This is a genomic window from Caulobacter sp. BK020 (genome assembly GCF_004342605.1).
Taxonomy (GTDB): Bacteria; Pseudomonadota; Alphaproteobacteria; order Caulobacterales; family Caulobacteraceae; genus Caulobacter.
This window is the reverse complement of record NZ_SLZL01000020.1, coordinates 1-19,334: the sequence shown is the minus strand read 5'-3', so window position 1 is coordinate 19,334 and position 19,334 is coordinate 1. Positions and strand designations below refer to the sequence as shown.

General features: G+C 69.1%; 16 protein-coding genes. 6 read left to right on the top strand and 10 right to left on the bottom strand.

What is annotated here, in order from left to right; all coding sequences use genetic code 11:
- Positions 1 to 2: 2 nt before the first annotated feature.
- The 9 genes from EV278_RS19925 to EV278_RS19885 form a co-directional block, all read right to left on the bottom strand.
- Positions 3 to 1,580 carry a rhodanese-like domain-containing protein gene (locus tag EV278_RS19925; protein ID WP_132095295.1) on the bottom strand — a complete coding sequence of 526 codons (1,578 nt, stop codon included), beginning with the start codon at positions 1,578 to 1,580 and terminating at the stop codon, positions 3 to 5.
- Complete coding sequence (locus tag EV278_RS19920) at positions 1,577 to 2,179, bottom strand: cysteine dioxygenase (protein ID WP_132095293.1); 603 nt, start codon at positions 2,177 to 2,179, stop codon at positions 1,577 to 1,579. The genes EV278_RS19925 and EV278_RS19920 overlap by 4 nt, the downstream gene beginning before the upstream one ends.
- Before the next feature lie 4 nt (positions 2,180 to 2,183).
- Positions 2,184 to 4,325 carry a TonB-dependent receptor gene (locus EV278_RS19915; protein ID WP_243692281.1) on the bottom strand — a complete coding sequence of 714 codons (2,142 nt, stop codon included), beginning with the start codon at positions 4,323 to 4,325 and terminating at the stop codon, positions 2,184 to 2,186.
- A gap of 164 nt (positions 4,326 to 4,489) precedes the next feature.
- Positions 4,490 to 5,470: an ABC transporter substrate-binding protein gene (locus tag EV278_RS19910; protein WP_132095289.1), complete on the bottom strand. Its 981-nt coding sequence runs from the start codon at positions 5,468 to 5,470 to the stop codon at positions 4,490 to 4,492.
- Positions 5,470 to 6,312, bottom strand: coding sequence for a class II aldolase/adducin family protein (locus EV278_RS19905; protein WP_132095287.1), 843 nt, complete (start codon positions 6,310 to 6,312; stop codon positions 5,470 to 5,472). Before EV278_RS19905 ends, EV278_RS19910 begins: the two co-directional genes overlap by 1 nt.
- A gap of 12 nt (positions 6,313 to 6,324) precedes the next feature.
- Positions 6,325 to 7,275 (bottom strand): D-isomer specific 2-hydroxyacid dehydrogenase family protein, encoded by a 951-nt coding sequence (locus tag EV278_RS19900; protein ID WP_132095285.1) that lies wholly within the window; start codon positions 7,273 to 7,275, stop codon positions 6,325 to 6,327.
- Positions 7,272 to 8,438, bottom strand: a complete 1,167-nt coding sequence (locus EV278_RS19895; protein WP_132095283.1) for an acyl-CoA dehydrogenase family protein — start codon at positions 8,436 to 8,438, stop codon at positions 7,272 to 7,274. The genes EV278_RS19900 and EV278_RS19895 overlap by 4 nt, the downstream gene beginning before the upstream one ends.
- Positions 8,435 to 9,250, bottom strand: a complete 816-nt coding sequence (locus EV278_RS19890) for an ABC transporter ATP-binding protein (protein ID WP_207905536.1) — start codon at positions 9,248 to 9,250, stop codon at positions 8,435 to 8,437. Before EV278_RS19890 ends, EV278_RS19895 begins: the two co-directional genes overlap by 4 nt.
- A complete protein-coding gene (locus tag EV278_RS19885; RefSeq protein ID WP_132095281.1) occupies positions 9,247 to 10,056 on the bottom strand; it encodes an ABC transporter permease in 810 nt (269 codons plus the stop codon). The genes EV278_RS19890 and EV278_RS19885 overlap by 4 nt, the downstream gene beginning before the upstream one ends.
- A gap of 129 nt (positions 10,057 to 10,185) precedes the next feature.
- On the opposite strand from EV278_RS19885, the gene EV278_RS19880 reads away from it, so the two are divergent.
- The gene (locus EV278_RS19880; RefSeq protein ID WP_132095279.1) at positions 10,186 to 11,022 is read left to right on the top strand and encodes a LysR substrate-binding domain-containing protein; all 837 of its coding nucleotides are present in this window, start codon (positions 10,186 to 10,188) and stop codon (positions 11,020 to 11,022) included.
- Here the strand turns inward: EV278_RS19880 and EV278_RS19875 are convergent.
- Positions 11,019 to 12,374: an FAD/NAD(P)-binding protein gene (locus tag EV278_RS19875; RefSeq protein ID WP_132095277.1), complete on the bottom strand. Its 1,356-nt coding sequence runs from the start codon at positions 12,372 to 12,374 to the stop codon at positions 11,019 to 11,021. The genes EV278_RS19880 and EV278_RS19875 overlap by 4 nt on opposite strands.
- 325 nt (positions 12,375 to 12,699) lie before the next feature.
- Here EV278_RS19875 and EV278_RS19870 point away from each other — a divergent pair, with 325 nt between their 5' ends.
- From EV278_RS19870 to EV278_RS19850, 5 genes are read left to right on the top strand one after another with little or no spacing between them, the layout of a single operon-like run.
- A complete protein-coding gene (locus EV278_RS19870; protein ID WP_243692279.1) occupies positions 12,700 to 15,285 on the top strand; it encodes a TonB-dependent receptor in 2,586 nt (861 codons plus the stop codon).
- Between the two features lie 11 nt (positions 15,286 to 15,296).
- The gene (locus EV278_RS19865) at positions 15,297 to 16,235 is read left to right on the top strand and encodes an ABC transporter substrate-binding protein (protein WP_132095275.1); all 939 of its coding nucleotides are present in this window, start codon (positions 15,297 to 15,299) and stop codon (positions 16,233 to 16,235) included.
- Positions 16,232 to 17,818, top strand: a complete 1,587-nt coding sequence (locus EV278_RS19860) for an FAD-binding protein (RefSeq protein WP_132095273.1) — start codon at positions 16,232 to 16,234, stop codon at positions 17,816 to 17,818. Before EV278_RS19865 ends, EV278_RS19860 begins: the two co-directional genes overlap by 4 nt.
- Positions 17,818 to 18,210 carry a ferredoxin family protein gene (locus EV278_RS19855; protein WP_132095271.1) on the top strand — a complete coding sequence of 131 codons (393 nt, stop codon included), beginning with the start codon at positions 17,818 to 17,820 and terminating at the stop codon, positions 18,208 to 18,210. The genes EV278_RS19860 and EV278_RS19855 overlap by 1 nt, the downstream gene beginning before the upstream one ends.
- Entirely contained in the window at positions 18,207 to 18,881 is a 675-nt protein-coding gene (locus EV278_RS19850) for a peroxiredoxin-like family protein (protein ID WP_132095269.1), read from the top strand. The genes EV278_RS19855 and EV278_RS19850 overlap by 4 nt, the downstream gene beginning before the upstream one ends.
- The last annotated feature ends 453 nt before the right edge of the window (positions 18,882 to 19,334 follow it).

The window sequence follows — 19,334 nt, the reverse complement described above, 5'->3', positions numbered from 1 at the left end:
GTTCAGATCACGTAGAAGCCGTGCGTGCCGTCGCGCGCCAATTGATCGACCAGGCCGAACTCCCAATCGAGATAGGCCTGCATGGCCTCGGCGGCGTTGTCGGTGCCCTCGTAGGGACGCTTGTAGATGTCGGTCGGGGCGTTGGCGGCGTGGGTCAGACCGCCTTCGACGGCGCGGCCGGCGGCGATCCAGGCCTCGGTCCCACCGGCCAGGACGCGGACGGAGCGATCGGTCAGGTTCTCCAGTTCTGGCGCCGCCAGGGCGGCCAGGACACCGTCCGTCGAGGTCAGGACGAAGGCCTTGTCTTTCGGCAGCCTGTCCAGCGCCTCGGGCAACTGGGCGCGGATGGCGAACCAGGCGCCGGGCACGTGACCCTTGCGATGGCGCGGGCTGGGAGCGAGGTCGATCACCACCACGGTCTCGTCGGCGATGGCCTGAGCCAGATCGTCGGGCGACAGGGCCTCGACCGCCGGAAGGACGGGCAGGCGAGGGACCCAGGCTCCGATCTCCAGCCCGCCCTTGAAACCGCCGTCCAGCACGTAGACCTCCCAGCCCAGCTGGGCCAGCCACGAGGCGGTCATGTCGGCGCGAGGCCCTAGATCGTCGGCCAGCACGATGCGGCCGCCGCGAACCGGGGCGAAAACGTCGGTCTCCTGCACCAGCTGGCCGCCAGGGGCTGAGCGGAAGCCGGGGATGTGGCCCGCCGCATACTCCTCGGGCGTGCGGACGTCGAAGCGGTAGAGCGTGCGATCGCCGTCCTTGCCGAGGTCGGTCAGGCCCGCCGGGTCCAGGCGACGGACGCCGGCGCGATAGGCGACGTCGCGGGCGCGCGTGCGAGCCTCGACCAGGGTCTGCTCACGAACCTCGGGAAACTTGCGGCCCTGGCCATGTTCCAGAGTCTGCTGGGCCAGGGTCCAGCCGATCGTGCCGTTGCGCAGGGCGAAGACGGGGTTGGGCAGGCCGGCGTTCACCAGCGACTGGGCGCCGATCAGGCTGCGGGTGCGGCCGGCGCAGTTGACGATGATCGTGGTCGAAGGATCGGGCGCCAGTTCGCGGGCGCGCAGCACCAGCTCGGCGCCCGGCGTGCTGATCCCGCCGGGAATGTTCATGACCGCGTATTCCTCGAATCGGCGGGCGTCGAGGATCACCTGGTCGGCCCGGGCGTCGATCCGGGCCTGGACCTCCTGGGCCGGCAGGGACGGAGTGTGGCGGCGCGCCTCGACCAGTTCGCCGAACGCCTTGCTATAGGAATTGACGTCCTGGAACAGCTCGTAGCCGGCGGCGCGCCAGCCGGCGACGCCGCCGGCCAGCGCGTGAACGTTCGTATAGCCCAGGGCCGCCAGCCGCTCGGCCGCCGGCGCGACCAAGCCCTCGCCGTCGTCATAGAGGACGATCTTGGCGTCAAGGCGCGGGACTCGGTCGAGGATTTCGACCTCCAGCCGGCTCAGCGGCAGTTGCGAGGCGAACAGCGGGTGGCTCTTGGCGAACGGGTCTTCCTCGCGCAGGTCCAGCAGGGCGATCTCGCGTCGGGCGATCAGGTCGCGGCGGACCTCTTGAGGCTTGACGACAGACAGGGTCATTCGGCGGCTCCGTAGGCCAGGGCGCTGGCGCGGTCGAACAGGAGGGGCGGCGGGACGTCGGCGTAGCCGGACACGAAGGGTTTGGGCCGGCCGTCGGCGCCGTAGGTCGAGCGCCGCACCGCCCCGATGTCCGCGCCGTAGACGTGGATGCTGATCGAGACCTGGTCTTCGAAGGCGTTGGCGACGCGGTGGATGTCGCCGATCGTCGGCGAGACAGCTTCGACCTGGCCGGCCTCCAGGCGATGAACCTGGCCTGACGCGGCCAGGGAGTCGCCGCGCCGCTCGTAAGGTTGCGACAGTTCAGCCCCTCGCAAGACGCCGACCAGACCCCAGACAGTATGGTCGTGAACCGGGGTCGCTTGACCCGGTCCCCAGACGAAGCTGACGACCGAGAAGCGGCCGGCCGGATCGCGATGCAGCAGGTACTGCTGGTAGCGCACGGGATCCGGCCGGCTCTGGGCTTCGGGCAGCCAGTCGTCCGCGGCGACCAGCTGCGCCAGCAGGGCGCCGCCTTCTCGCAGGATCACGGCTTCGTCGCCGGTCTGGTCCAGCAGGTTGGAAAAGTCGGCCACGAAGTCGGAGAGGTGGTGCTGGCTCATCGGGTCACAGCGCGTATTTGAGGGTGAGGAGGAAGGTTCGCGGGTCGGGGTAGTTGCGATAGTAGACCCCCGTGGACGGCGTGTAGGTGGCGCTGACCGGCTTGTCGGAATCGAGCAGATTGCGGCCCGAAAGCTGTACGGCCCAGCGCGGATCGGGCGTGTTCCAGGTGATCGAGCCGTTCAGGAAGCCCTGGGCCGGCGCCTCGTCCTGCGGACGTTGCAGCGCATTGAAATGGGCCTTGCCCTGCCATTGGGCGTTCAGGCCCAGGCGCACGGAGCCCGGAATCTCGATCGGCACGTCGTAGGTCAACCCGCCAGAAAGGCTCCAGCGCGGCGAGTTCAACAGGCGATGACCGTCGGCGTTGACGCCCACCCCGCCAGCGTTGCGGTACTTGTCGTAGACGGCGAACAGATAACCGACGGAAGCTTGCAGCCCGAGCCGCTCGGTCGCGCGCACGTCGCTCTCCAGCTCGACGCCGTAGGTATGGGCCTTGCCGGCGTTGCCGCGGATCGAATTACCCGGATAGGCCGGGTCGCTATAGCTGACCTGCAGGTCCTTGTAGTCGTTGTAGAAAGCCGCCAGGTTCAGCCGCGCCCGGCGGTCGAACAGCTCCGTCTTCAGGCCTGTTTCGTAGCTGTCGACGTTCTCGGGGGCGAAGGGGCGAGTGGCCAGATCCAGCCGTGTGGCGCGGTTGTCGAAACCGCCCGACTTGAAGCCCTTCGACCAGGTCGCGTACTGCAGGACCTCGTCGGTCCACTGATACTGGACCGAGACCTTGGGCGTGATCGCCGAGAAGGTCTTGTCGGCCTGACCGACGATCGACTGGCCGACCACCTGGCCGGACAGGTTCAGCACCTTGTTGTCGAAGACGAAGTCCTTCTCCTCGTTGGTCCAGCGCAAGCCGCCGGTCAGGGAGAGGCGGTCGGTCGCCTTCCAGGTCGCTTCGCCGAACACGGCATAGGCGTCGGTGTTTGTGATGTTGTGGGCCCGGGCGAAGCCGTAGTTGCCGGGCGTGGTCACCGGATCGGTGTTCTGGGCGTTGCGGCGGCTGTAGCCGTCGCGCTGCACGAAGAACCGCTCGTGCAGATAGAACAGGCCGCTGGTGAAGGTGACGTCGCCGAAGTCGCCGTTCAGCTGGACTTCCTGGGTGGCGTACTGGTCGTTGTAGTGGATCAGGTTCTTCTGGATCAGCGCCGCCTGGCCGTCGTTGTCATAGGCGACGGGATTGAGGTTGAAGCCGCCATAGGCGGTAATCGACTTCAGCTTCAGGTGCTCGGAAAGCTCGTACTGGACCCGCAGCGAGCCGCTGATCTGGTCCAGATCCTGAACGGGCTCGACCTCGGAATAGGAGCGATCGTTGCGGAAGGTCCCGCCCGGCTGGTTCACCGGGACGTAGCTGCGCGTGTCGCTGCGGTCGCGCAGGGCGTTGAGGGTCAGCTGGGCGTCCAGGCGTTCGGTCGGCGTCCAGCGCAGCTTGGCGCGGAGGGCGTCCAGGTCGATGCGGTTGACGTCATGGTTCAATGTCGGGTCGAAGGTGACGCCGTCGCGCTCGTGATGGATGTACGACAGGCTGCCCGACAGCTTGTCGGCGACCAGGGGCCCCTCGATCAGCGCGCGGACATCGACCGCGCCATAGTTTCCCAGCCCGACTTCCGCCTTGGCGCGCAGCTTCTGGCCCGGGTCCCGGATAATGATCCGCAGGGCGCCGGCGCTGGAGTTGCGGCCGTACAGCGTACCTTGCGGGCCGCGCAGCACCTCGATGCGCTCCAGGTCGTTGAACTCGACCATCGAGCCGATCTGGCGCGGGATGTAGACGTCGTCGACATAGACGGCCAGCACCGGTTCCTGGATCGGATCAGCCTCGCCGACGCCGCGCAGGGCGTAGGTCTGGGTGGTGTGGCTGATCGTGACCCGGCTGATGCTGAGGTTGGGGATCTGGCCCGACAGGTCGCGGATGTTGTCGATCTTGCGGTCGGCCAGGACCTGCTGGCCGAAGGCCGAGATGGCGATGGCGGTCTTCTGCAGGTCGGTGGCGCGTCGCTCGGCGGTGACGATCACCTGCTCGACCGCGGGCGCGGCGCCATCGGCGCTGGACGCCGGTTCGGCCGCCTGGGCCGCGCCGGCTACCGCAACGCTGGAACTCAAGAGCAAAAGATGTCGCAAGCGAAACTTAGGCATTCGATCTATCCCCGAATTATCTTGTCGGGATTTGTCATCTGCGCGATCTTTTCCCAACGAATATAAAATCTCGAAATCGATAGATTTACTCATATCAAAAATACTATAGTTCTATATTTACGATGCAAAACTCACTTCAGGAGCGGTGTTAGCCGGTCATCCCACAACGGCTTGACCTGAACGGCGCTCGGTATGACCTTTGCGGCGGCGAAGGTGTCGGCCACAGCCTGCTGGGAGGTGATCGCCGCCTCGTTGATCGGGCCCAGGATCGAGGGCGTGCTCCGCTCGCGGAATTCCTGCTCGTAATAGGCCTGCTTGACCCCGGTGGCGGCGGCGCGGACCCTGGCCCAGCGGACGCCGTCGGCGTTGATCCAGTCAAACACCTGGCGATAGCGCCGGACGTAGTCGCCGATGGCCTTCAGCCGCTCGGGATCGTCGAGCGCTTCGGCGGCGGCGGCGATAAGGTAGTTGCCTGACAGGATCCCCTGCGCCGTGGTCAGCACCCGCGCTCCAGCCTCGCGGGCCTGGTAGACGATGACGCCGTAGATCACCCAGGCGTCCAGCGCTCCGCTCTGGAACGCGGCCAGGCCGTCCTGCGGCGACAACGCCACCGGGGTGATGTCGGCCCAGGTCAGGCCGGCCTTCTCCAGCAGCCGTAGCAGGATGTAGTGCGAGGTCGTGGCCTTCACATAGCCGACGCGCTTGCCTCTCAGCGCCTTGAAGTCCTGGGCCGGCGAGCCCTTGGGTACGAGCACGACCTGGTTGTTCACGTCGCCTTGCAGCACGCCGACGATACGGACCTGGTTGCCCGGATGCCCGGCCACGAAGATCGGCGGGATCTCGCTCATGCCGCCGAAGTCGAGCGCCCGGGCGTTGATCGCTTCGGTGATCAGGTTGCCGCCCGCGAACTGGGTGCGAGCCAGCTTGTAGGGCGGTTCTGCGATCCCGGCCTCGGTAAAGAAGCTCTCGGGATTGCCGCGGTAGGTGGCCACCCGGAGGGTCAGTTCCGGCGAGCCTGTCTTGGCGCCAGGCTTGGGCGAGCAGGCGGCGAGGCCGGCGATCGACAGACCACCGACCATCAGGGCGCGCCTGGACATCGAGAAACCGGTCATCAGTCGAACAGGTCCGGTTCTTCCTCGGTGACGACGTCCCAATAGGGTTGGAAGGCCCAGAGGCCGCCAGCTTCGCCGCCCACCTGGCTGGCGGTATGCCTGGCCACTTCGGGCGGCATCGGCTTGGTCGGACCCGCGGCCTCGGCCAGAAGCTGGGTCTGGCAGGCGTTCTCCAGGGCCAGGTAGCGCCAGACGGCGGCCTCGACCGACTGACCCACGGTCAGGATGCCGTGGTTCTGCAGGATCACCGCTTTCTTCGCGCCCAGCGCCCGGGCGATCTTCTGGCCCTCGCTGGTGTCGAGCACGACCCCCGAGAATTCCTCGAACAGGGCGTGGTCGTCATAGAACGCCGCCGAGTCCTGGGTCAGCGGATCGAGCAGACGCCCCAGGGCCGACCAGGCCTTGCCGTACAGCGAGTGCGAGTGGGCGGCGGCGACCACGTCGAGCCGGGCCTCGTGCAACTGCGAATGGATGGCGAAGGCGGCGCGGTTCAGGCGGGCAGGAACCTTGGCCGGCGGCTCGACGATGCGGCCGTCATGGCTGACCAGCATCAGGTCCGAGACCTTGATGCGGCTGAAGTGAACGCCGAACGGATTGACCCAGAAATGGTCGGTCAGTTCCGGGTCACGGGCGGTAATATGGCCGGCCCCGCCCATATCGAAGCCGTAGCGGCCGAACAGGCGATACGAGGCGGCCAGGCGTTGCTTGCGATAGAGGCGCTCGGCCTCGACCGTCGGCTGCCGCGGGATCTCGCGGGTCCCGAATTCGGGCAGGACGGTCTCGATCTTGGCGGGATGCGGCGCGGCGGGCGTGAAGCCCCGCGCCGAGGGGAAGGCGGTCATGGCGGTGATCTCTCAGTAGCCGCGCGACAGGTCGACAACGCCGGCCAGGGGCGCGCCGGACCGGAAGCGGGCCAGGTTCTCGGCGAACTGGGTCGCCAGGTTGAGGCGGGTGTCGGGCGTGTGCACCGAGGTGTGCGGCGACAGGCGAACCTTGGGGTGGGCGTAGAACGGATGGCCGTCCGGCAGGGGCTCAGGAAAGGTGACGTCCAGGCTGGCGCGGCCGACGCGGCCTTCGTCCAGCGCCGCCAGCAAGGCCTCGTCGTCGATCAGGGCGCCGCGGGCGATGTTGATCAGGTGCAGACCCGGCTTGGCGTGCAGCAGGAGGTCGCGATTGATGATCCGCTCGGTCTGCGGCGTCGCGGGCGCGGCCAGCACGACATGGTCGCTGCGTTCGAACAGGGTCTTGAGGTCGGCCACGCGCTCGACGCCAGGGACCGGGATCGTGGCGTCCGAGCGGCGCACCGCCAGGACGTTGATCCCCAGGGCCTGGGCCCGCGGGGCCAGGGCCTCGCCGATGGCGCCGAAGCCGACCAGGCCCAGGGTCGAGCCGGCGACCAGCTTCAGCTGCTGCGGGGCCCACCGGCTGGCGGCGTCGATCCAGATGTCCGGCAGGCGCTTGGCCTCGGCCAGGATGGCGGCCAGGGCGAATTCGGCCAGGGCCACGGCGGACGAGCCGCGCGCCGAGGTCACGACCGGTCCGTCGAACAGCCAGTCCGGATAGAAGTCGATGCCGACCGAAACCAGTTGCACCCAGCGCACGTCGAAGGGCCAACCGGGCGGCGGACGATCGGGCAGGACCCCGCCCGCCTTGCGGAACGGCGCGGCGACCAGGACCTTGGCCTGCGGCGGCAGAGGCGTGGTCAAGCCCGGCGGCACGGCGACGATCTCGGCGTCGGCGACATGCTGGGCGAAGACGCTGTTGAACACCTCGGGCAGCTGGCTGGCGACGATGAGGCGGCTCATGCGGCCAGTCCCGCGAAGGCGGCGCGGCCGGCGCTGGTCAGCACCACGTCGGCCTGCGGCGTGTGGACCCGGCCGCACAGGACGTCCCGATGGTGACGCTCCAGTGGATTGGCGCGGGTCAGGCCCGGATTGCCGGTCAATTTCAGGGCCTTTTCGACGGCGGCGATGGCGTTCTCGGTGACCAGGTGCTTGACGAGGCTGGCCTCGACACCGTCGACCTCGCCGCGCGCGGCGGTGTCCAGCAGGATGCGGTTGGACAGCAGCAGGCCGTCGATCTCGCCGACGGCCTCCTGGAAGCGGGGCAGGGTCGACAGGGCCGCGCCCAAGTTGGCCGGCTTGCGGTTGGCCAGGAACTGCACCAGCCAGTCCCGCGCCGCGCGGGCGACAGCGTCATAGATGGCCGAGGTCAGCACCGCCGACCAGGTGGCGAAGGTGGCCGGATAGGGCGGCGGCGCGCCGACGGGCTGGGGATCCAAAGCGTGGTCCAGCGGGACCAGCACGTCTTCGAACACCACGTCATGGCTGGCCGACGCGCGCAGGCCCAGGTGGTCCCAGGTCTCCTCGATCGAAATGCCGGGCGTGTCGGCCCGGACCAGCCAGCCACCGACCAGCGGGTCAGCGTCGTCGCTGCGGGCCCAGACCACGAACCAGGTCAGGTTGGTCGAACCGGTGGAGTAGATCTTGCGACCGCTGATCCGCCAGCCTTCGGGCGTGCGGCGGGCGATGGTGGCGGGCAGGCCGCCGCGGGCGGGGGTGCCGAGGTCCGGCTCGACCCGCAGGGCGTTGATCAGCGCGCCCTGCTGGATCGCCTCGCCGATGACCCGGGCCCTGAGATGTTCGGGCCAGCCGGAACGGCCTTCGACCGAGGCGTGGAACAGGTACTGCATGACCAGGACAAGCGCCGTCGCCGGCTCGCCGCGCGCGACGGCCGAGACCACCTTCAGCGCTGTCGGCAGGTCGGCTTCGAGGCCGCCCAGGCGGGCCGGCGCCGTCAGGGCCAGCAAGCCCGCCTCGTGCAGTCGCCGGAAGTTGTCGGTCGGAAAACTGGCCTCGCGGTCGTGCAGGGCGGCGGTCTCGGCGAAGGCCTGGGTCAGGCGGGGCAGGATCGTGTCGAGATCAGGAAGGCGAGCCCCGGCTTGGAAGCGACGCAGGGGGGCGTTCACAGCACGACCTCGCCGGTCGGGAAGGCGACCAGATGGCCTTCGCCATGGACCGGCGCGGCCTCGACGCCGAGATGACCCAGCAGCCGTCGCCGAATGGCCTGGAAGCGGACGTCGGCCGCGCGCGGGCGCTCCAGGGTGATGCGCTCCTCGGCGGCGATGCGGCCCTTGTCCAGCACCAGCACCCGGTCGGCCAGGGCGATGGCTTCGTCGACGTCGTGGGTGACCAGCAGGACGGCCGGCGCGTGCTCGCGCCACAGCGAGAGCACCAGCTCGTGCATCTTCAGGCGGGTCAGGGCGTCCAGCGCCGCGAACGGTTCGTCCAGCAGCAGCAGGCCCGGCTCGCGGACCAGGGCCCGGGCCAGGGCCGTGCGCTGAGCCTCGCCGCCCGAGAGGGTGCCGGGCCACGCGTCGAGGCGATGGCCAAGGCCCACCTCCTTCAGCGCCGCCTCGGCGCGAGCCCGGACGTCGCTACCGGAGAGGCCCAGCGCGACATTGCGCCAGACCTTCTTCCACGGCAGCAGGCGCGCATCCTGGAACACGACCGCCCTCGCGTCGGGGGTCTTCACATCCTGCCCCCCGGCAGGATCGAGGCCGGCCAGGGTGCGCAGCAGTGTGGTCTTGCCCGAACCGCTGGCGCCCAGCAGGGCGACGAACTCGCCCGGGGCGATCGACAGGTTCAGGCCGTCGATGACGGTGTTGTCGCCGAAGCGGCGGACGAAGTTCGAGAGCCGCACGGCGGGTTCGGCGGCCTGCTGAGGCGGGCGGGTGACGACGGGACGGGGGAGGCGCGGTTGCGATACGGCCATGATCATTGCTCCACGAGGCTGGGGCGCCACGCCAGCGCCTTGCGCTCCAGCGTGCGGACGAGAGCGTCGGCGCCGAGGCCGAGCAGGGCGTAGACGACCAGGCAGACGACGATGATGTCGGTCCGCATGAAGTCGCGGGCGTTGTTGACCAGGTAGCCGAGCCCGGCCTGGGCGTTGATCTGCTCGGAGATCACTAGCACCAGCACCGCCACGCCCAGGGCGTAGCGCAGGCCGACGAAGAACGAGGGCAGGGCGCCGGGTAGGATCACCTCGCGCACCAGGCTCCAGCCGCTGAGGCCGAAGCTGCGGGCGGCCTCGACCAGGCGTACGTCGACGCCGCGGATGCCGGCGAACAGGTTCAGGTACAGCGGAAAGGTCGCCGAGACGGTGATCAGCAGGATCTTCGGCGTCTCGCCGATGCCGAACCAGACGATGAACAGCGGCGTCAGGGCCAGGACCGGAATGGTCCGCTTGATCTGCATCAGCGGGTCGACCAGCGTCTCGCCCCAACGCGACAGGCCCGAGATCAAGCCCAAGGTGGTGGCCAGGACCAGGGCGACGCCGAGCCCCGCACCGGCGCGGGCCAGCGAGACCAGGAGGTTACGAGGCAGCTCGCCAGAGACGGTCAGGTCCCAGAAAGTCTCCAGCACGGTGGACGGTGCGGCCAGCACACGCGGCGGGATCACGCCCGTGCGTGCGCCCAGCTCCCACAAGGCCAGCAACAAGAGGGGAGACAGCCAGCGCGCCCGGGCCAGACTGGGCCAGCGCCACGGCCAAGTTTCAGAATTTCTGTAGGTCGTCGCCAGAGACACTGCGGCCCTCTCTCGTCGGAAACCGTTGCGACGCAAGCGCCGCGGGTCCAGAAAGAAGGACGTTGAATTCCTATCTGATCAATAGACTTATCCTCACACGCCTTATTAGCATTTCTCAAGGGGACGCCCATGGTGACCAACCTGCCGACCGAACTGCTGCGGAGTTTCGTGGCGATCGTCGACTCCGGTTCGATGCTGCGGGCGACCGAGCGGGTGTTCGTCACCCAGTCGGCGCTGAGCCTGCAGATGAAGCGCCTGGAGGAGACGGTGCTGACGCCGCTGTTCCATCGCGAGGGGCGGCGCCTGGTCCTGACGCCGGCGGGCCAGACCCTGCTGCCGAGGGCGCGGGAGATCCTGGCGCTGAACGACCGCGCCGTCGTGGCCCTGACCGGTGACGCCCTGGCCGGGCCGGCGCGCGTCGGCCTCGTGCAGGACTTCGCCGAGACCCTGCTGTCGGGCGTACTGGCGCGGTTCGCCCAACTCAATCCCGACACTCAGCTGCAGGTGCGGGTGGCGGGATCGCCGGAACTGCTGAGCCTGCTGGAGGCCGATCGGCTGGACGTGGTCCTGTGCATGGGCGCGGCGGACGATCCGCGCGCCGCGCGCGTGGTCCCGATGGCGTGGCATGGCGACGCCGCCCTGGCCGAGAGCGATGTCCTGCCGGTCGCCATCCTGGAATCGCCCTGCCGTTTTCGCGACGCCGCCCTGGCCGCGCTGGAGCGGGACGGGCGGCCGTTCCGGGTGGCCCTGGAAACGCCGAGCCTCTCGGCCCTGCGCGCCGCGGTGCAGGCGGGCCTGGCGGTCACCTGCCGCACCGCCCTGTTCCTGCCCGAGCGCGCGCCGCTGGCCAGCAACCATCTGCCGTCGCTGCCTGACGTGGCCTATGTCCAGCGGATCAACGACACCCCGCACGCGTCCATCGTCAAGCTGGGGCAGTTGATCCATGCCGCGGCGTTGGACCTCTAGGCTAGCGCCGCGAGCACCCCCTCGGCCACGGCGGCGGCCTGGATGCGGATGTCCGGCACGGCGGTGATCTCCCACGAGGTTCCGCGCGTCGCCGGGCCGACGGCCAGCAGAGTCGGCGAGGCTTGGCCGGAGACGTCGCGCACGCGGTTGTCGTCGTCGACATCGAAGCCAAGGCGCAACGGATCGGGCCGGGCCAGGCCGCGCTGAACCAGGTCCTGGATCAACGGATCGGACGAGGTCAGTACGTCCCCGGTCGGACCGGTGCAGTTGATGACCCTGGCCGCGCGGAAGGCGTAGCCCGTCTCCTGACCCCGCCCGCGCCAGCGGCACAGGGCGAAGCCGTCGGCTTCGAGCTTCAGGCTGCGGATTTTGCCGGCCGCCAGGACCAGTTGGCCAGTGCCGCGCAGGGCGCCGATCCTGCGGGCGACCAGCGGGGCCAGGCGGTGGCGGTGGATGTCCCAGAACGGACGGGCGTGACGCAGGAAGGCCTGTTTCTGCGCTGTCGACCAGCCGCGCCACAAGGCCTGGGTCGCCGGCCGAATGGCGTCGATCGCGGTACGCCAGCCGTGGTCGGCGGCGGCGGCGCGCAGCCAGCCGAACGCCTCCAGCGGCGACAGATCGTTGGCCGGCGGCGTCGGGAGGATCAGCGGCGGCGCGCCGTCGTGCTCCAGCGGCGCCAGGCCGCGCCGCGACAACGCCAGCATGGGGCGGCCCGGTTGCGCGTCGTTCAGCGACAGCGCCACGTCGACCATGGTCAGGCCCGTGCCGATCAGCAAAACCGGCCCCGCCGGCAGATCGGTCGCGTTCCAACGCCAGGGATCGGCGACATAGGCCTCCGAGGCGGCGAAGGTCTCGTCGATCCCCGGCGGTCGCGCCGGCGGCGGATTGCCCAGGGCCAGGACGACGGCATGGGCCGTGACCGCCCGTCCCATGGCGCACCGCAGCCGCCAGCCGTCGCCGCCTGGCTCGATCCCGATCACCGCGTCTGGCGCGACCACCAGGCGGGCGGCGCCGGCGGCCCTTTCGACGATCTCGACGACCTGCTGCTGGATATAGCGACCATAGTCCGCGCGCGTGGCGAAGTCCGCCGGGCCGAGGGCGAACCGCTCACGGCTCAGCCATCTGACGAAGTGTTCGGGATCGTCCGGCCAGGCGCTCATGTTGCCTGCCCGCACGTTCAGGCGATGACCCGGATTGTGTGAAGCGTAGGCCGCCCCAAGGCCGACAGGCGAACGCCGCTCGAACAGGATCACCTTGGCGTCGGCCGAGCGCTTGAGGATGTTCAGGGCCGTCGTCACCCCGCTGAACCCCGCGCCCACCACGGCGATGACAGGTGCTGGTCTAGGGGGCATGGGGAAACTCTATAAGAAGAATAGGATTTTCTCGACCATCGCTCGACATCCCGCAAGCCGCCTTGACGCTATGCGTGCGGCAAATGTCGCTTATTGCCCGACGCGATATATAAAACTCTGAATTTATTCAGAGAAATACTCGATCGCGCAGCGGCGGCCCGGTCGCCATGGTCGCCGCGTCCGATCCAAGTCGCTCCGGGAACGGGGCTTCCAACTTCAAGACCACAAGACGACGCCCGGCGTGACCGAGCGCGGGGGTAGACCTTTGACCTTGCTTCCAGCGCGGACCGCGGTCCGACTGAATCCTTTCAAGCTGAGCTTCCAGTTGACGCTGCTGACCTGCGCCTCGGTGCTGGCGTTGAGCAGCGGCGCCGTTCATGCGGCCGAAACGACGCCGGCGCCGACCGCCGACGAAGGCGTGACGGCGCTCGACAGCGTCATCGTCACCGGCGTGCGGGGTGTGCGCCGCACCGTCGCCGACAGCCCCGCGCCCGTCGATGTGATCAGCGGCGAGCAACTGCTGGCCACCGGCAAGGTGGGCCTGAAGGAGGTGCTCAACACCCTGATCCCGTCGTTCAACCTGCCGGGCGTCAACGGTGGCGGCACCTCGTGGACAGTGCGGGCCATCACCCTGCGCGGCCTGAACGGCGATCAGGCCCTGTTCCTGGTCAACGGCAAGCGCCGACACGGCACCGCCCTGATCAACAACCTGGCCCGCGTCGGCCGGGGCGGGGCGCCGGTCGACCTCGACCTCATCCCGGCCTCGGCGATCGAGCGGATCGAGGTGCTGCGCGACGGAGCCTCGGCCCAGTATGGCTCCGACGCCATCGCCGGCGTGGTCAACATCATCCTGAAGGACGATTCCGAAGGCGGTTCGTTCAGCTACACCGGCGGCCAGAACTATCTGGGCGACGGCGACACCCGCGCCGCCACGCTCAACTGGGGTCGGCCGCTGGGCGAGAATGGCGGCTTCCTCAGCTTGGCCCTGAACTGGAAGAACAACGAGGCGGCCAGCCGCGCCGTGCCCTCGCGTGCGCAATACATCTATCAACCGACCGTCACGAGTGTGGGCGGCGTGACCACGGTGACGCCCGACCCACGCGACGCGACCGCCGACCGTTACTTCTGGGGGCAGAGCTACGGGCCGGGCGAGGAGGACATCCTGGCGGCCTCGTACAACGCCGAACTGCCCTGGCGAGATCTAAAGCTCTATTCGTCGGGCACGCTCAGCCACCGCTCGTCGCGGAAGGTCACCGGCAGCTTCTTGCCCAACCTGGCGCCCGTCGCCGGCGTCACGGCGGGGCGGCCGCTGAACCGAAATTCGCTGCCCGAGGTCTATCCGAACGGCTTCAACGCCCAGCGCAGGATCTTCGAGCTGGACTTCCAGACCAGCTTCGGCGCGCGCGGCGAGAAGGCCGGCTGGGCGTGGGACCTGTCGACGACCCTGGCCCAGGACCACGCCCAGCTGGACGGCCAGAACACCCTGAACGCCACGCTGGGCCCGTCCAGTCCGACCTACTTCCACCTGTCGACCCACGAGTTCCGGCAGTGGACCAACAATCTGGACGTCACCCGCGAGGTGACGCCGGGCTGGCTGCCGCATCCGCTGCAGGTCTCCTGGGGACTGGAGCATCGCTACGAGCGTTTCCTGATCGAGGCGGGGGACGCGGCCTCCTACGTCGTCGGCGACTACGCGATCCCGGCCGGCCAGCCGTTCGCCGGCCTGCGCCCGAACCCAGGCCTGGCCTCCTATGCCGGCACCGCGCCGGAAGACGCCGGCTCGACCCATCGCCACAGCGGCGCGGCCTATGTCGATGTCGGGACCAACGTCACCGACGGCTGGTACGTCGGCCTGGCCGGCCGGTACGAGAAATACGGCAAAGGAGTGGGCGACACCTTCAGCGGCAAGCTGACCACGCGCTGGGAGTTCCTGCCGGGCTACGCCGTGCGGGCCACGGTCAGCAACGGCTTCCGCGCCCCATCGCTGGGCCAGGTGTTGTTCGCCACCTCGACCATCAACGGCAGCTTGTGCCCGGCCGCGCCCAACAACATCTTCCGGGGCGCGCCCTGCGCAGCCGGCGAGTACCTGACCTTCCCAACCAAGGTGCTGCGCACCGACAGCGCTGAGGCGAAAGCGCTGGGCGCGGAGACGCTCAAGCCGGAAACCTCGACCAATTACAGCTTCGGGGTCACCGCCGAGCCGCTCGCCGGCCTGCGCCTGACCCTGGACGCCTACGAGATCCAGATCGACGACCGCATCGTCGACACCAGCAATCTCGACCTGTCGGTGGCGCAGCTGTCGTCGCGCGCGGACCTGGCGCCGCTGCTGGTACGGTTCCCGCAGGGGCTGACGGCGACCTACTACACCAACGCGGTTTCCACCCGGACGACGGGCTTGGACTTCGTCGGCGAGTACGGCTTCAGCCTGGGCGAGTTCGGGCGTCTGAACCTGAACGCCGCCTACACCTTTAACAAGACCAAGGTCACCAAGCTGAAGGCCACGCCAGCAGTCCTGACGGCGGTCAATCCTAACCTGGTCCTGTTCGACCGCCAGAAGATCGCCGACCTGACGATCGGCACCCCGCGCGAGAAGATCATCGTCGGCGCCCAGTGGTCGCTGGGCGACTGGAGCGCCAGCCTGCGCAACACCCGCTATGGCCGCTACACCGAGGCCGGCACGTCGGCCAGCCTGGACCGGACGTTCAGCCCCAAGTGGGTCACCGACCTGGACATCGCCTGGCAGGTCCGTCCGTCCACCAACGTCGCCATCGGGGCCAACAACCTGTTCGACAAGCATCCCGACAAGATCGGAATCGTCAACGCCGACCTGGGCACGGGCCAGTTCGGCATCTTCTCGCCCTTCGGCATCACCGGCGGCTACTACTACGCCCGCCTGACCCAGCAGTTCTGAGGGAGGGCGGGATGGATCGACGCCAGCTTCTCGTCGCCGGCCTGGCCTTCGCGGGTCTCGCCGCCTGCTCAAGGACGGGGGGGCTAACCGTCCTCAAGGTCGGCAGCCAAAGGGGCAGCACCAAGGCCGTATTGCTGGCGTCAGGGGTCCTGGAGGGGGCTCCCTACAAGATCGAGTGGAGCGAATTCCCGGCCGCCGCGCCGTTGCTGGAGGCCCTGTCGGCCGGCGCGGTCGACCTGGGCGAGGCCGGCGATGCGCCGTTCCTGTTCGCCTATGCCGGCGGAGCCAGGATCAAGGCCGTGCAGGCCGGGCGCAGCGGCGGCTCCGCCACGGCCATCCTGGTGCGCAAGGATTCTCCGATCCGGTCGCCTGGCGACCTGCGCGGCAAGAGGATCGCCACGGGCAAGGGATCGATCGGCCATTACCTGCTGCTGCGTGTGCTCGAGAAGGCCGGCCTCAAGGCCGACGACGTTTCGGTCGTCTTCCTCAATCCAGGAGACGCCAAGGCGGCCTTCACGGCCGGCTCGATCGACGCATGGGTGACCTGGGGCTCGTACATCGGCCTGGCCACCCTGCACGACACCGCGCGGGTCCTCGTCGACGGCGACGGACTGCTCAGCGGCTATGGCTATGAGGCAGCCAGCGAGACGGCGATCGCGACCAAGCGGCCGCAGATCGAGGACTTTCTGAAACGGCTGGCCAAGGCGCGCCGCTGGGCGTTGAACAATCCCGATACGTTCGCGAAGGTGCTGGCCCGGGAAACCGGCCTTTCCGACGACGTGGCGCTCTACACGGCCCGCAGCTACCGCTTCCGGCCTGTTCCTATCGACGCCGTCGCGATCGAGGAGGGCCGCGCTGTACTCGACCGCTTCCGGTCCGTCGGAGGGGTGAACACCACGCGCGATCCCGCTGGCGCCTTCGACGCCTCGTTCAACGGGGCGCTGGCGTGAGCGAGGTGCTGACCCTGGCGACCGAGGTCCTGGTCATCGGGGGCGGTCTTGCCGGCGCCTGGGCGGCCGTGGCGGCGGCGCGGGAGGGCGCGGACGTCGTACTGGTCGACAAGGGCCATTGCGGGACCAGCGGCGTCACCGCCACGGCCGGTCCCGGCCACTGGTGGGTGCCTCCGGACCGTCGTGAAACCGCCGTCGCCGACCGACTGCAGCGCTCGTTGGGCCTCGGCGATCCGGACTGGATGGGCCGGATCCTGGACCTGACCTGGACCAGCCTGCCGGGCCTGGCCGACCACTACGCGTTCTCGACCGACGATCGGGGCGAGATCCAGCACCGTGCGCTGCGCGGCCCGGAATACATGCGGGCCATGCGCGCGTACGCGGTCGCGGCGGGCGCCCGGATTCTGGACCACCATCCGGCGCTGCAGCTGCTGCGCCACGGCGACGGCTCGATCGCCGGCGCGTCGGGGATCGCCCTGCGCGGCGAGCGGCCGTGGACCATCCGGGCGGGCGCCGTGGTGCTGGCGGCGGGCGGCACAGCCTTCGCCTCGCGCCTGTTGGGTTCGGCGACCAATACTGGCGACGGCCTGCTGATGGGCGCCGAGGCCGGCGCCGATCTCTCGGGCATGGAGTTCACCAACTACTATACGCCCGCCCTGGCTGGTACGAACATGGCTCGCTCGATGGCTTACAGCTTCGCCCGCTGGTTCGACGCCGACGACCGCGAGCTCGACATCCCGAACGGTCCGGACGTCACCCCGCACCTGGCGCGAGCGCTGCTGAAAGGGCCGCTGTTCTGCCGGCTGGATCGCGTGCCCGACGACATTCGAGCGGTGATGCCGCAGGTACAGCCCAACTTCGTGCTGCCCTTTGCGCGTCTGGGGATCGACGCCTATGGCGAGCGCTTCGAGGTCGTTCTGCACGCGGAGGGCACGGTGCGCGGGATCGGCGGGTTGCGCGTGGACGACCAGGACTGCCAGACCGCCGTGCCCGGTCTCTATGTCGCGGGCGACAACGCCAGTCGTGAGCTGGTGACCGGCGCGATCTCGGGCGGCGGGGCGGTCAACTCGTCCTGGGCCCTGTCGTCGGGCCAGTGGGCGGGCGCGGCGGCTGCGCGGCGCGCCCGCTCGACCGGGGCGCGGGCGACCGACCTGGCGATCACTACGGGCCGGGCCGGCCTGATCCCGCGGCGCGACGTTCGGCCCGTCGACACAGCCGGCGCCGTCCAGGCCGTGCGCGAGGAGTTGAACGCCTACGACAAGAACATCTTCCGCCAGGGCGAGGCGCTTGAGGCTTCGCTGGCGCGGCTGGACGGGATCTGGAAAGAGCTGGCCGACCATGGCCGGGCCGAAGGTCGCGCGGGTCTGCGGCTGCGCGAGGCCGCCGCCCTGGTCGCCGCCGGGCGCTGGAGCAAGGCGGCCGCCCTGGCGCGGCGCGAGAGCCGGGGCATGCACCGCCGCGAGGACGCGCCGGGCCTGGATCCACGCCTCTCCTGCCGCCAGCGGGCGCAGGGGCTGGACCGCGTCTTCACCCGTTTCGAGCCCGCGCCGGCCCCAGACCCGCTTAGGGCGGAGGTGGCCTGATGATCGAGGTCGTCATCGAGGACCGCTGCTCGGGCTGCGGCGATTGCGTCGAAGCCTGTCCCAGCGACGTGCTGGCGCTGGGGGAGGGGGGCAAGGCGGTGATCGCCGCCCAGGCCGACTGCCAGACCTGCCTGCTGTGCGAGCTCTACTGCCCGGCCGACGCCCTGTTCGTCTGGCCCGAGACCGAGCGGGTCGCGGGCGTGACCGCGCAGCAGGCCCTGGCGTCCGGCCAGCTGGGCGCCTTCCGGCGCGACCACGGCTGGGGCGAGCACGCGGCGAACCGCACCAATCAACACTGGCGGATGGGGGCGATCTTCGAGCGCGCCCGCCTGCAGGCGATCGAACTCGCCGCCGCCAAGGCCGCTCGCACCGAGGAAGGAAGCTCCACATGAACCGCAAGAGCCTGAAGGACCGCCTGGCCGACCTGCACGCCGAGCGCGTGCGCACCTGGGACCCGGCCGCGCTGAAGATCAATATCGACCAGCGACGCACGCTGGTCGAGACCGCCGACCCCGCTCGATGGGTCCAGGTCGGCGACCGTCTCGATCCGTTCGTGCTGCGCGACGTCGAGGGCGGCGACTTGCCGCTGGAGGCGTTGATCCAGCGCGGTCCGGCCGTGCTGGTGTTCTTCCGCTTCGCCGGCTGCCCGGCCTGCAACATCGCCCTGCCATACTACGAGGAGGCGCTGGCCCCCGGTCTGCGAGATCTCGGCGCCACTCTGGTGGCGGTCAGTCCGCAGGTCCCCGAGCGCCTGGGCGAGATCAAGACCCGCCACAGCCTGTCGTTCAAGGTCGCCTCCGACCCGGATAACGCCCTCGGCCGCCGATTCGGCATCCTCTACACGGCCGACGAGGCCAGCCAGGCAGCCCAGCGCGTCAAGGGCGGCTTCATCGGCGACACGACCGGCACGGGAACCTGGGAGCTGCCCCAGCCCGCCGTCGTCGTCATCGACCACGAGCGGGTCGTGCGCTTCGTCGACGTCAGCCCCGACTGGCTGGTCCGCACCGAGGCGGACCCCGTCCTCGAAGCCGTCCGCGACATTACCCTGGTTCCCGCCGAATAGATCGGAGACATCCCATGACCGACAAGCGTCAACTGAAGCCGGGCTCGTGGCGACCCTGACGGTCAGCTACGGCGAGCCGTTCAACGTCGCCTGCCAGTTCGCCTCGCTGGACCACATCAGCGGCGGTGCAGCGCCGCCAACTATGGCCGCGAGAAGGCGGGGACACTGGCAAAGACCGCGACGACCGACAGACAAATCCTGTCGCCGCCTCAATCGTTGCGGCAACTCGATAGGAATATTTTCCCACATTTGGGTGCGACTTTCTGAGCCGTCTTTGTTGGAATAAATTCCCATTTACGGGATCGGAGCGCAACCGGCCGATTGTGAAAGGGCGGCGCACAAGTAGCCAGGGCAGGGACTAGGCTGTGGTGACGATTTAGCTATTTGAGCCATAGCATGATGGCGGCGAGGGTTACGAAGCCCATGAAGGTGGCCGCCAGCTTGTCGTAGCGC